We start from the raw sequence: 12,123 nt of genomic DNA on the forward strand, positions 1-12,123 counted from the left end.
ATGGGTTCACAATATACGAGCTGTGATGTTGAAAACTTGCTTAGACGACATCAAATCCTCCATTCGTATTCTAAGCAAGGATATCCTTACGATAATAGCCAAATAGAAGCTTTTCATTCATTATTAAAACGAGAATTCATTTTTCAAACGCACTTCTCAAGCTTTGAGGACTTAATTCTCAGAATCTCAAATTATATTAATTGGTTCAACACTGAAAGAATCAGAACAAGTGTCTAGAAAAGCATGTGCCAAATATTGACTTAGGAGCAATGATTACTTTGAACATTTCTTAAAACTCTTCTACTTTTTTGATTCTCACCTTTTTTCTAACTTTTTAAATAGAGAAAAAGCATTAACTACTATACAGGTTCTTAAGAAAACTGGGCAACCTTAATTTTTACTGTTGCCCAAATGATACAGACATTGGCAATTTTAATTGTTGGGTACTCCAAAGCAGTGCTGAGAGTACAACACGTTTCAATTTTATCAACTGGTATAATAATGCTATTCTTATATACAATTATTTCTGTTGGTGTAGTGGCAAACAAACATGAAAATACATTATTATTAAGTAGACTATGAATGCATATTTTATAGTGTTCGAGTAAGATAATTTGAATAATAAAAGCAATTTAGATGAACTAATTTAAATTTTAAGCATTCTAAGATTAACGGTACTCATCAATCAAATTTATTTTCAACAAGATATACAAAAGACTTTAATCTGATACTTGAAATGTACCGGACTAAAGCCTTTTAATTGTGATTTTAAAACTATTTGTTCATTGCCTACTCTGTAATATCTGCCCCAAAGTATTTGTTAGACAGCTTCTTCAATGTTCCATCTGCTCGTAAAGTTTTCAAAGCTTTATTCGTTTCAGAACGTAGTTTGGTAGATTTTTTGTTGAATAAGCCAACAATCTTAGCTGGATCCTTCTCAGATGAAAGATCATGATATACCAAACCATCGGTTGAATTGCTCTTTTTATATGAGTACCATGCTTCCCGAGCATTGACTGTAGCATCAACACGTTTTTGCCTAATCAAGGAAAGACTTGTTACGAAATCACCTGAAGGAACGATCGTTGCTCCATTCTGTTTTGCAACAATTTCATTATTTGTTCCGGTTCCTTCGGCCAATTTCTTGCCTTTAACATCCTTGAGAGTCTTGATGCTATCACCTTGACGGGTAATCAACGCATAGCGTGAGTAAATATACGGTTTGGAGAAAATATAATTTTTAGCACGTGCTGGCGTAGCAGTAATGTTATTTAAAACAACATCATATTTGTTGCTTCCTAAACCAGCGACTAAGCCATCCCATTTAGTCGGAACAAATTTGGCTTTCAGTCCCATCTCTTTTGCCAGTTTGTTTCCGAGTTCAACCTCGAACCCTGTCAACTTACCATCTTTACGGTAAGAATAAGGCGAATAAGTTCCTTCTAGTCCAATGGTCAATGTTCCTTTTTGGTTAAGTTCTGATTTGTAGCTGTCCTTTGAATTTGATTTACTGCTTGATGAACAAGCGGCCAAAACAGCCCCTGCTATTAAAACATTAGTAACTACAAATACTTTTTTGAACAATTTATTTAACTTCATTTTTCTCCACCTTTTCAAATATTTGCAAATGTCATTGCTGAAATAAAATCAGCGATTCTTTTGTTATCTGTTTTAAAGAAACGTTCATTCGACCCATCAAATAAAATGTGTCCATCTTCAATAAAAATAATTTTATCAGCGACTTCTCGGGCAAATGCCATATTGTGAGTCACGATAATCATTGAACGTTTCTCAGTTGAAATCTGCTTCAAAACCTTAAGGACCTCTAATTCAAGTTCTGGATCAAGTGCACTAGTCGGTTCATCCAGCAAGATATATTTTGGCTGCATTGCAAGTGAACGTGCAATCGCCACACGTTGCGCCTGCCCGCCTGATAGCTGATTGGGATAGACATCTGCTTTATCAGCTAAACCGACCTTAGCTAACAAAGCATGTGCATCTTTTTCTACCTTTGTCTTAGGCTGGCGCAACACTTGAATCGGCCCTTCCATAATGTTTTTTAAAACCGTTAAGTGTGGAAAAAGGTTATAGCCTTGAAATACCATTTCTGTTCGTTTTCTAATATTAAGCGTATCCTTGACCGAAATTCCCTTAGCAAAGTCAAAAACATCATCATCGAAAAAGTATCTGCCAGATTCCGGTCGTTCCAAAAGGTTGAGCGAACGAAGAAGCGTTGACTTTCCTGACCCTGAAGGCCCCAGGATAACAGTTGTTTGATGCTCGGGAAAGGTGGTCGTAATATCAACCAGAGCATGATGCTCTCCAAAGCTCTTGTTAAGTTTTTCCAATTTAAGCATAACTGTACCGATCTCCTTTTGAAATTAATCAGCGTTTGTGACGTAACGTGAAGTCACTTTTTCAAGATATCCTTGCAACCACGACAGTAATGAACAGGCAATCGCATATAAAGCAGCCACTAAACAATACATGACTAATGGTTGATAATTTTCAGCTGCAATCTGTTGGCTGACTTCAAACATTTCCACAATTGTAATTGAAGCTGCCAATGAAGTATCCTTGACCAACCCAATAAAGCTATTGGCCAGCGGTGGTAACGAAACACGCACTGCTTGAGGTAAAACAATTCTCGAAAGCGCCTGTGACCTCGTCATTCCAATTGAAAATGCAGCTTCCCATTGTCCCTTAGGAATCGAAAGGATCGAAGCTCTTATCGTTTCTGAACAATACGCTCCTGTATTAAGTGAAAAAGTTATAATACCAGCCACAAGCGGCGTTAACTTTATCCCTTCTGGTGCAATAACTGCTATTTTAAGGTATGGAAGTCCAAAATAAACAATAAACAACTGCACTAATAATGGTGTGCTTCGAAAAAGCCACACATAAAATCTAAAAATTGCTTTGAGTATCCTAAATAGCCCTTTTTTACTTGATAACCTAATCAATGCTGTTATCAAAGCCAGTATTAATCCCAGCAGAAACGAAACGATCGAAATTGGGATCGTATATTTCAAACCTGCAACAACCAATTGCGGTGTCGCGTTGACAATAATATCCCACATAATCTTAATTTGACACACCTTTCAATTAAACATTATTATTTTTGAAACGAATCTAACGCTTGTGTAAGATCAGCAACCAAATCCGCAGCATCTTCAATTCCAACTGATAGACGAATCAACTGTGTGCTTATGCCGCATTCTTTCAGATCGGCTGCTGACAATTCAGCATGTGACATCTTATATGGCAATTCTACCAAGCTCTCAACTGCTCCTAGACTAACAGCTAACTTGAATAAGTTCAAACGTTCCACAAATGCCTTTGAATCAATAGCATCAATCAGATCAAAACTAACGATCCCACCAAATCCGCGGCATTCTTTTTTTGCAATCTCATGATCCGCGGATCCTTTTATTCCAGGATAATAAACTCTCGCTATTTCAGATCTCTTGCTTAGGAAATCAACTATTTTTGCTGCGTTAGTTAAATGACGATCCATTCTCACTCCCAATGTCTGTATGCCACGTCGGATCAAATTAGAATCCTCAGGTGATAAAACCCCACCAAGTGCATTTTGAGAAAAATAAATTTTTTCAGCTAAATTTTCATTTTTGACAACTACGAGGCCTGCAATTACATCAGAATGTCCCCCTAAATATTTAGTAGCCGAATGGATAACAACGTCAGCCCCTAATTTTAATGGCTGCTGTAAATAGGGCGTCAGGAAAGTATTGTCAACAATTGTTAGCAGATGATGCCGCTGTGCAATCTCCGACATTGCTTTGACACTTGTAACCCGCAAGAGCGGATTGGTAAATGTCTCAAAGTAAATTGCTTTTGTATTGGATTGCACTGCCGCCTCAACCGCTGCTGAATCTTGCGTATCGACTGTTGTGAATTCAAGCTGCCACCTCTTGAAATACTGATTGATCAGCCTAAAAGTACCTCCGTATATCTTATCCCCGATAATGATATGGTCACCAGGTTCAAAAATTGCAAAAGCAGCATGGATTGCTGCCAGTCCAGAAGAAAAAGCAAATCCACGTTTTCCGCCTTCAAGAAGTGCGATCTGTTCTTCAAGAAAAGCGCGTGTTGGATTTCCCGAACGGGCATAATCCCATTTCACTTTCGCATCAGCACTTTGGTAGACATATGTCGATGAATTATATATTGGAACATTAACTGCCCCTGTATTATTATCATTACAACATTTTCCGTGAACTAAATTTGTATCGAAATTAGCCATATTCAATTTCCTCCCTAAGCCAGTGTTAAAATTTTTAATTTCGTATATTTTGGTTATTCTTAAAAAAAAATCCCCCCACTTCTTTTTTAGAAGTGAGAGGACCCACGGTACCATTCTAATTATGCAAAACTGCATAGCTAATCTACTATCATATCTAATAGTGTCCCAAAATAACGGAGGGCACCCCGTCTGCTGCTCAAGCACTGCCTCGCAGCAACCAATTACAGGTCATTTTCACAATTTCACCCACCAGTTGCTCACACCAACCGCAACCTCTCTTAGATATATGAAAAAGCTACTTTCCTGATCAATTTGTTTATCGAATTCTAATACAAGTACTTATTTTAACCTAATTCTAATAAATGTCAACCCTAATTTTTAACAGGTATTTTATTAAAAAATAGATCCTATCAGTCCATATTTTTTCTTCAGGATATATCGTACACCAAATGCAATGACCGCCAATACTGCATAAACAATCGGTTCAAACGTACGGTTCAAGGCCCCTGGTACTGCCATAACTAATGTATACGCGGTAATCCAAATAACGACTAAAGCACCTGAGAGCAGCAACGTTTTCCAAAACGGGATACGTTTTCTGCGATCACGCCGATAACCTGCAACTTTATAAAAGTATGCCATTCCTAATCCAGCAATAACGGATGTCACAATTAATGTTAAAATTCCGCCGTTAACTTCCGCTTGTTTTTTGGAAAAAGCTCCTAATGCGGCATACATAATACAGAACATCATGAACATGATCAATCCATTATCAAGCGCAACACTCCAATAAGAAGGCTCCTTGGCTTTCTTTTTCGGTCCAGCAATAATTGCTTCAGTGCGCTCACTAACTGTTCCATACAACTTGCCAGCTGTAATGCCTTGTCGTTGCTTATCACGCAGCTCAACAATCATTTCATCAACAGCCTGTTTTCTCTTTTCTGAAGGTACTCCCTTTTCTTCAAGCATTCGATTCAAACGAAACATGTAATCTTCATTTCGTTTTGTTAATCCTTCAAGACTGCTTGCAGGAATATCTTCACTTTTTTTTGCTTCGAGCTTTTCAGCTTGTTTTTTTGCTACTTCTTGATTACGCTGCTTATTATTTTGCTTGTTCTCTTTCGTCACAAGTAACCTCCACCTTCATCTCTTGCATCTCCCAATTACACATTGAATCTGAACTCAATAATATCACCATCTTGGACAAGATATTCCTTGCCTTCAGATCGGAGTCGTCCAGCCTCGCGAACGGCCGCCATACTGCCATATTTATCTAAATCTTCAAACGAAATCGTTTCGGCACGAATAAAGCCACGTTCAAAATCCGAATGGATAATTCCAGCAACTTGAGGTGCTTTCATCCCTTTTTTGAAAGTCCAAGCACGTGTTTCTTTGCCGCCCGCCGTAAAGAAAGTTGCCAGCCCCAGTAATTTGTATGAAGCTTTGACTAAACGATCAAGGCCGGATTCTTCAACGCCTTCAGCTTCCAAAAAATCTTGTTTGTCGGCATCATCAAGTTCAGCAATTTCCTCTTCAGTTTTAGCACTGACTGCGATCGTTTCAGAGCCTTCTTCTTCAGCAAATTTTCTAATTTGCTGAACATATTTATTCGCATCCGGATCTGCCATATCTTCTTCAGCAATATTGGCAACATACAAAACAGGTTTGGACGTCAATAAGAACAAACCTTTGACTATTTTTTGCTCTTCCTCGTCAAACGTCAATGAACGAACCGGTTTGCCGGCTTCTAGTACTGGTTTGATGCGTTTTAAGACCTCAAATTCCGCCACAGCTTCTTTGTCTTTCGTACGTGCAACTTTTTCAACACGCGTATAACGCTTGTTGACACTATCAAGATCTGCTAGTGTCAATTCGAGATTGATCGTATCGATGTCATCCAATGGATCGATCTTGTTGCTGACATGTGTAACATTATCATCATCAAATGCACGAACAACATGAACAATCGCATCAACTTGTCGAATATTCTCAAGAAACTTATTGCCCAATCCCTCGCCTTTGCTGGCTCCTTTGACGATTCCCGCAATATCAGTAAATTCAAAAGTTGTATGAATAATTTTTTTTGCGGGTATCAGTTCATCAATTCTTGGCAGACGTTTGTCTGGGACTTCTACCATTCCAACATTCGGATCAATCGTTGCAAATGGATAGTTGGCCATCTCAGCTCCGGCCTTTGTGATTGCGTTAAATAAAGTCGATTTACCCACATTTGGCAAGCCGACGATTCCTGCGGTTAATGACATAATTATTCTTCACTCTTTCCTAATCTTGTTCTTTCTTAGCTTGTTCGAGAACTTTTTTGAACTTTCGATTAAATTCACGCCGTGACATCATAATTAGATGATTACAGCCGGTACATTTAATCTTGATATCCATGCCCACTCTGATGATCTCCCATCGATTGACTCCGCATGGATGCTGCTTCTTCATCTCAACAATATCATGTAATGCATATTCTGTTGATGGCATTTGAATTCCTCCAGTTGATAGTCTCTGCACTTTAGTCCAAACTGATTCCTAAAATATCCAATATACGGTTAAAATCCTTAGTTGACAAGTAATCAATTTCGATTTTACCCTTACCTGATTTTGATCTATTTTTGATGGCGACCTTCGTTCCAAATTTTTCCTGCAATGCTGACTCGCTCTGCTTATAATATGGCTCATTCGGATCTTTGACGACTTTTTTGCTCTTTTTGGAATCTTTACCGTTCATTTCAGCGATTAACTGTTCTAATTGCCGAACAGTCAGATTGTCACGAATTGTCTTTTCAGCCAAAACAACTAATTGTTTCTTGTCTTTCAAAGCTAATAAAGTCCGCGCCTGCCCCATTGAGAGTTTATCGGTCTGTAGCATCTTTTTGACTTCTAGCGGTAAACCTAGAAGTCTAAGATAATTTGCGATATATGGTCTACTTTTGCCCAGACGCTCAGAAACCTGATTTTGCGTCAAATTAAGTTTTTCCATCAAAGTGTTGTAAGCTTCTGCTTCTTCAAGCGGTGTCAGATCTTCACGCTGCAGATTTTCTAGGACAGCAATCTCCATCATACTAGCTTCATCTATCTGGCGGACAATTGCTGGAATCGTCTTTTTGCCAGCAAGTTTAGAAGCACGGAAACGCCGTTCTCCAGCAATAATCTCATAACCCTTAACCGTTGACTTACGAACAATAATCGGTTGAAAAACACCGGTTTTCTTAATGGAATCAGTCAGTTCAGCCAATGATTCTTCATCAAAAGTTTTTCGCGGTTGGTAAGGATTAGGCCTAATTTCAGTCAATTTTAATTCAGTTACAACTTCTTCCGTATCGCTTGCTTCATCAAATTCTTGAAATAAAGCTTCAATTCCGCGACCCAATCCCTTATTATTTTTATTAGTCATGAGCTGCCAGCACCTCCTTGGCTAGGGACATATATTCTTCCGCACCACGTGAATTGGGATCATAATCAATAATTGCTTTGCCGTGACTAGGCGCTTCCGAAAGACGGATGTTACGTGGAATAACAGTTGTATAGACCTTGTTCTTGAAGTAATTTTGCACCTCAGCGACAACTTGCGTCCCAAGGTTCGTACGCGCATCCAGCATTGTCATCAAAACTCCTTCAATTTTCAAATCTGGATTGAAATGCTTTTGAACCAAACGGATTGTGTTCATTAACTGGCTTAATCCTTCCAAAGCATAATATTCACTTTGAACTGGAATCAGAATTGAGTCACTCGCACTAAAAGCATTAATCGTCAGCAAACCTAAAGAAGGCGGGCAATCGATCAAAATATAGTCATAACGATCCTTGATCTGTTTGACTGCGTCTAAGAGGCGTGATTCCCGTGCCATTTGCGAAGTCAGTTCAATCTCAGCACCTGAAAGCTGAATCGTTGCTGGAACAATGTCAAGTCCCGGATGACTGCTAGGGATAATTGTCTCGGCAATCGGATATTCATTGACCAAAACGTCATAAATATCTTTTTCGATTTTTGCCTTATGAATTCCGACACCACTTGTAGCATTGCCTTGTGCATCAGAATCAATCAGCAGAACCTTCTTGCCCAGTTCTGCTAAGCACGCTCCAAGATTGACACTAGTAGTCGTCTTGCCGACACCACCTTTTTGATTTGCCAATGCAATCACGATTCCCATGAATCTTTCGCCCCCTATTTTTTCTTTGTTTCTTTCTTTCCCATTTTTTCAAGTGGAATATCAATTATGATGCGATGAAAATCTTTGTTGTCTTCTTCGTGTGTCTTAATTTTCATACCATTATCATTGACCATTTTGAGTGCCTTTTTAATCGTATTGACCGCAACACGTACATCACTGGTAGAACCTTTGGAACTCTTTTTAGGACGATCTGTTTTAACTGTATCCTTTTTGCTTAACTTCTGTACCATAATTTCAGTTTCTTTAACTGTCATTTTTTTAGTGATGACCTGCTTGAGGAGCTCCTCTTGTTGTTTTTCATCTAATCCTAAAACGGCCCGCCCATGGCGCTCGGTAATCTTCCGTTCTAGAATAGCCTGCTGGGCAAATTTAGAAAGCTTTAATAAACGTAATTTGTTGGCCACAAAAGATTGGCTTTTACCAATTGCTTGTGCCAGTTCGCTCTGGGTCAACTTATTTAATCCCATCAGTTCTTTGTACGCACGTGCTTCTTCAATCGCCGTTAAACCCTCGCGCTGCAGATTTTCAATAACTGCCATCGAAGCAGCTTCAGTATCCGTCATTTTTTTGATAATTGCCGGTACCTTTCCCCATCCCAACTTAGTTATCGCGCGAAACCGGCGTTCACCAGCAATTATCTCATAATGTTCCGGTTCATACTGACGGACAATGATTGGCTGCAGCAGACCGTGCTCTTTAATCGTGTCAGCCAGCTCGCCAATTTTGTCATCAGCAAAAACTTTACGGGGTTGAAACCGATTGGGAACGATTTGTTCAAGTTGAATTTCTGTAATCCGCTGCTGTGTATCATCCGCTGTTTTTCTTTTTTTGCTCCAAAACGAAAATGCCATCATCATTCCCCCTTAACATTAGAATTTGTTAGTGGACTTTTAGCAGGAGTTCCTGGTTTGCGCGGATATTTTTTAGGTGTAGCAACTACCTTTTTAATTGCGATAATATGACGTTCATCACCATTTTCAGGCAGCAACAATTCGTTATCCGCAATAATTTTCCCGCCTAACTTCTTAATTGCATAGCGTGCATCTGTCACCTCAGTTTGCGATTTTTGCGCCTTAAGTGCAACAAAATCTCCACCTAACTTTACTAATGGCAAGCACAATTCTGCCAAAACAGATAGACGTGCCACTGCCCGTGCAGTTACAAAATCAAAACTTTCACGAAAAGGACTTTTTTTGCCCGCAAATTCCTCTGCTCGCGCATGATGGAACTCCACACCTGTTAATTGAAGTTTATCAGCTAACTTATCAAGAAACTTGATCCGCTTGTTGAGTGAATCAACAATCGTGACCTGCAGGTTTGGAAAAACAATCTTCAATGGTATTGAAGGAAAACCTGCTCCTGCACCAACATCGCACAACTGCAGCTCTTTGTGCTGGAGATCTTTAATGACCAGTGCTGGAAGTAATGAATCATAAAAATGTTTCAGATACACTTCTTCTTGATCAGTAATCGCCGTCAGATTAACATGCTCATTAGTTGCAACTAAGAACCGATAATACGTCTCGAATTGCAGCATCTGCTGTGCTGTTAAATCAATACCATGCTGGGCAAGTTCCTGTCTGAAACGATCTGGGGTCATAATATTCCTCTTTCATATCCTAAATTAAATTCATATTTCCTTTTGTGAAACAATATGTTTCACACACTACTTCAGTTTAAAGTATTTTAAGACTAAATACAAGAGAATGCACGGTTTTAAAGTGATTTTTCCCGCACTTTCTCTTGTATTTGGATTATTAAAAAAATAAGCTAGCTTTATCTATCAATTCTTTTTTGTTTGACGAATAGCACAGGCTAAAATGAACCCTGCAATCTCAAGTGCACAAAAAAATAAGAAAGCATGCCGATAGCCGCCAATTGAACTGACTGATCTGCTCCCAGCAACTACAATCAGTGTTGCAAGCGTAACACCAAGCGCACCTAAAAGCTGGCGAACTGTCGTAATGATTGCTGTTCCGTGAGATATTTGCGCCTCTGTAAGCGAATCTGCTCCCAAAGTTGTTGCCGGCATCATCACAAATGCATTGCCACCTTCAATCAACATTGCAAAAACAATCATCGACACCAGTGTCAGTCTTTCAGCTAATAATGCTAGTGCACCCCAACCGCAAACCAGCATCAGCATACCAATGATTAACGTCTTCTTGAATCCAATTTTTTCAGCCAATTTCCCAGTCAGCGGATTCAACACACTCAACAAGAACGCTGGTGGAACTAACGCCAGGCCGGACACCAGAACCGAGGTGTGCAATATTTTCTGATAATAGAGCGGATAAATAACTGTAATAACGATTAGCGAAATATAAGCAATTCCTGTGAGCAACACCGCTAAATCAAAATTCACGACCCGCATGACACTTAATTTTAAAAGCGGTTGGTCAAGCGTAAATTGCCGATAAATGAAATAGCCTGTAAATGTCAGACTGATTATCAGTAACAGCAATAAAGAAGAGGACATTTCCAACTTGCTACCATAGGTTTGAACAACATACAAAATACCGATCAGGCCAAATGAAGCAATCACTGAAATAAAATCAAAACAACTTTTCTGACGCGGCAAAACATCATATATGTTGAAAACTGCACTAACAAAAACAATCATGATAACAATCAGAAAAAAGCAAAATAAACTCTGCCAGCTCAGATAATTCAAAATAATTCCCGAAATAATAGGGCCACAAGCCAGAGCCGATCCCATTACTAGGCCTGCCAAGCCCATTACTGAAGGCCTTTTCTTTGTTGGCGTAATTGTCAGCAAAACTGTTTGAAATGATGGGAACAACACTCCAACCGCGATCGCTTCAAGTGCTCTTCCTATCAATGCAAAAATAAAGTCTGGAGACAAAATAATCATGATAGTTCCAACCATAAAAATCAGTAAAACGCTCAAATAAATTTTCTTGAACGAATAATTATTTAATAACCAGGGACTTAATGGCATCATTACACACATAATCAACATAAAGCCTGTTGTCAGCCATTGAATTGTAGGCGCATCAACTCCAAAATACTTCATTAACGTTGGATATGCTGTCGATAATGAAGACTGACTAATCGACATCGTAAATGTTCCAGCAAGTAGTGTCCACACAAAAATTGTTCTCTTAATACCATGCAACTCTTTTTCTTTCATATAATTCACTCCTAAGTTGTCCTCTCTAAATGATAGTTTATTAAAAGTAATTTGTAAATATTCTAAATTACGTTTGTAAAGCCAGCTGGACCTAAAAAGAAACTTAATTAAGTAAATTAGTAATTATTCTTTCATTTCAGCATCCTTTTCTCCACAGCTATCTATTTATTTGAGTTTGTATATATAAAACGCTATCATTTAGTTAGATAATATTTAGGAGGCGGTTATTATGAATAAAGATTTACGTGTTGTTTTAGCCTTAGTAGTCATTTCACTGATTATTCTTCGTGGTTATCTCTTCAATGCCAGCCCAATCGATACTTATCTTGATTACGGTGCAGTTTTACTGGCCTTGGTTGTAATGCCGCGTCCGAAATTTGCTTTATGGCCGCGAAGAAGCTGAAAATTATCTCCTCTCCCAGAATCAATAATGGACTTGAACCTTAAAATTAGTATATTGCCAAGATAAGAGGCTGTGACATAAGTCTCCATAACAAAGGCCGGTCTGGAAAAATCGGCTCTAC

14 protein-coding genes and 1 other annotated feature are annotated in these 12,123 nt (G+C 38.8%); of the genes, 2 read left to right on the forward strand and 12 right to left on the reverse strand.

What is annotated here, in order from left to right:
* The coding region (locus tag FD20_RS11120; RefSeq protein WP_057738596.1) for an IS3 family transposase at nt 1-237 on the forward strand (237 nt) is incomplete at its 5' end.
* A gap of 552 nt (nt 238-789) precedes the next feature.
* On the opposite strand, the gene FD20_RS11125 is transcribed toward FD20_RS11120, so the two are convergent.
* From FD20_RS11125 to FD20_RS11180, 12 genes are all read right to left on the reverse strand, one after another.
* Nucleotides 790-1,599, reverse strand: a complete 810-nt coding sequence (locus tag FD20_RS11125) for a transporter substrate-binding domain-containing protein (protein ID WP_057738598.1) — start codon at nt 1,597-1,599, stop codon at nt 790-792.
* 14 nt (nt 1,600-1,613) lie between these two features.
* Entirely contained in the window at nt 1,614-2,357 is a 744-nt protein-coding gene (locus FD20_RS11130; RefSeq protein ID WP_057738600.1) for an amino acid ABC transporter ATP-binding protein, read from the reverse strand.
* 24 nt (nt 2,358-2,381) lie between these two features.
* Nucleotides 2,382-3,080: an amino acid ABC transporter permease gene (locus FD20_RS11135; protein ID WP_057738602.1), complete on the reverse strand. Its 699-nt coding sequence runs from the start codon at nt 3,078-3,080 to the stop codon at nt 2,382-2,384.
* A gap of 35 nt (nt 3,081-3,115) precedes the next feature.
* Complete coding sequence (locus FD20_RS11140) at nt 3,116-4,264, reverse strand: trans-sulfuration enzyme family protein (protein ID WP_057738604.1); 1,149 nt, start codon at nt 4,262-4,264, stop codon at nt 3,116-3,118.
* 85 nt (nt 4,265-4,349) lie between these two features.
* Nucleotides 4,350-4,584: a binding site (T-box leader), on the reverse strand.
* Nucleotides 4,585-4,657: 73 nt separating this feature from the next.
* Nucleotides 4,658-5,392, reverse strand: a complete 735-nt coding sequence (locus tag FD20_RS11145) for a DUF1129 domain-containing protein (RefSeq protein WP_057738606.1) — start codon at nt 5,390-5,392, stop codon at nt 4,658-4,660.
* Nucleotides 5,393-5,427: 35 nt separating this feature from the next.
* Complete coding sequence (gene ychF / locus FD20_RS11150; protein ID WP_057738608.1) at nt 5,428-6,528, reverse strand: redox-regulated ATPase YchF; 1,101 nt, start codon at nt 6,526-6,528, stop codon at nt 5,428-5,430.
* Between the two features lie 19 nt (nt 6,529-6,547).
* Nucleotides 6,548-6,754 (reverse strand): DUF951 domain-containing protein, encoded by a 207-nt coding sequence (locus tag FD20_RS11155; RefSeq protein ID WP_057738610.1) that lies wholly within the window; start codon nt 6,752-6,754, stop codon nt 6,548-6,550.
* Nucleotides 6,755-6,785: 31 nt separating this feature from the next.
* The gene (locus tag FD20_RS11160; RefSeq protein ID WP_057738612.1) at nt 6,786-7,667 is read right to left on the reverse strand and encodes a ParB/RepB/Spo0J family partition protein; all 882 of its coding nucleotides are present in this window, start codon (nt 7,665-7,667) and stop codon (nt 6,786-6,788) included.
* Complete coding sequence (locus tag FD20_RS11165; RefSeq protein WP_057738614.1) at nt 7,660-8,424, reverse strand: ParA family protein; 765 nt, start codon at nt 8,422-8,424, stop codon at nt 7,660-7,662. The genes FD20_RS11160 and FD20_RS11165 overlap by 8 nt, the downstream gene beginning before the upstream one ends.
* 14 nt (nt 8,425-8,438) lie before the next feature.
* The gene (noc, locus tag FD20_RS11170) at nt 8,439-9,296 is read right to left on the reverse strand and encodes a nucleoid occlusion protein (RefSeq protein ID WP_057738616.1); all 858 of its coding nucleotides are present in this window, start codon (nt 9,294-9,296) and stop codon (nt 8,439-8,441) included.
* A 2-nt stretch (nt 9,297-9,298) separates the two neighbouring features.
* Entirely contained in the window at nt 9,299-10,045 is a 747-nt protein-coding gene (gene rsmG, locus FD20_RS11175) for a 16S rRNA (guanine(527)-N(7))-methyltransferase RsmG (protein ID WP_057738618.1), read from the reverse strand.
* A 183-nt stretch (nt 10,046-10,228) separates the two neighbouring features.
* Nucleotides 10,229-11,599 (reverse strand): MFS transporter, encoded by a 1,371-nt coding sequence (locus FD20_RS11180; protein WP_057738620.1) that lies wholly within the window; start codon nt 11,597-11,599, stop codon nt 10,229-10,231.
* A 229-nt stretch (nt 11,600-11,828) separates the two neighbouring features.
* Between FD20_RS11180 and FD20_RS13395 the strand changes: the two genes are divergently transcribed.
* A complete protein-coding gene (locus FD20_RS13395; RefSeq protein ID WP_157060919.1) occupies nt 11,829-12,002 on the forward strand; it encodes a hypothetical protein in 174 nt (57 codons plus the stop codon).
* Nucleotides 12,003-12,123 lie beyond the last annotated feature (121 nt).

Source organism: Liquorilactobacillus uvarum DSM 19971, assembly GCF_001434935.1.
Classification (GTDB): Bacteria; Bacillota; Bacilli; order Lactobacillales; family Lactobacillaceae; genus Liquorilactobacillus; species Liquorilactobacillus uvarum.

Coding starts and splice junctions, on each gene's coding strand:
- FD20_RS11125 (WP_057738598.1), bottom strand. CDS start 1,599: ATGAAGTTAAATAAATTGTTCAAAAAAGTATTTGTAGTTACTAATGTT.
- FD20_RS11130 (WP_057738600.1), bottom strand. CDS start 2,357: ATGCTTAAATTGGAAAAACTTAACAAGAGCTTTGGAGAGCATCATGCT.
- FD20_RS11135 (WP_057738602.1), bottom strand. CDS start 3,080: ATGTGGGATATTATTGTCAACGCGACACCGCAATTGGTTGTTGCAGGT.
- FD20_RS11140 (WP_057738604.1), bottom strand. CDS start 4,264: ATGGCTAATTTCGATACAAATTTAGTTCACGGAAAATGTTGTAATGAT.
- ychF (WP_057738608.1), bottom strand. CDS start 6,528: ATGTCATTAACCGCAGGAATCGTCGGCTTGCCAAATGTGGGTAAATCG.
- FD20_RS11155 (WP_057738610.1), bottom strand. CDS start 6,754: ATGCCATCAACAGAATATGCATTACATGATATTGTTGAGATGAAGAAG.
- FD20_RS11160 (WP_057738612.1), bottom strand. CDS start 7,667: ATGACTAATAAAAATAATAAGGGATTGGGTCGCGGAATTGAAGCTTTA.
- FD20_RS11165 (WP_057738614.1), bottom strand. CDS start 8,424: ATGGGAATCGTGATTGCATTGGCAAATCAAAAAGGTGGTGTCGGCAAG.
- noc (WP_057738616.1), bottom strand. CDS start 9,296: ATGGCATTTTCGTTTTGGAGCAAAAAAAGAAAAACAGCGGATGATACA.
- rsmG (WP_057738618.1), bottom strand. CDS start 10,045: ATGACCCCAGATCGTTTCAGACAGGAACTTGCCCAGCATGGTATTGAT.
- FD20_RS11180 (WP_057738620.1), bottom strand. CDS start 11,599: ATGAAAGAAAAAGAGTTGCATGGTATTAAGAGAACAATTTTTGTGTGG.
- FD20_RS13395 (WP_157060919.1), top strand. CDS start 11,829: ATGAATAAAGATTTACGTGTTGTTTTAGCCTTAGTAGTCATTTCACTG.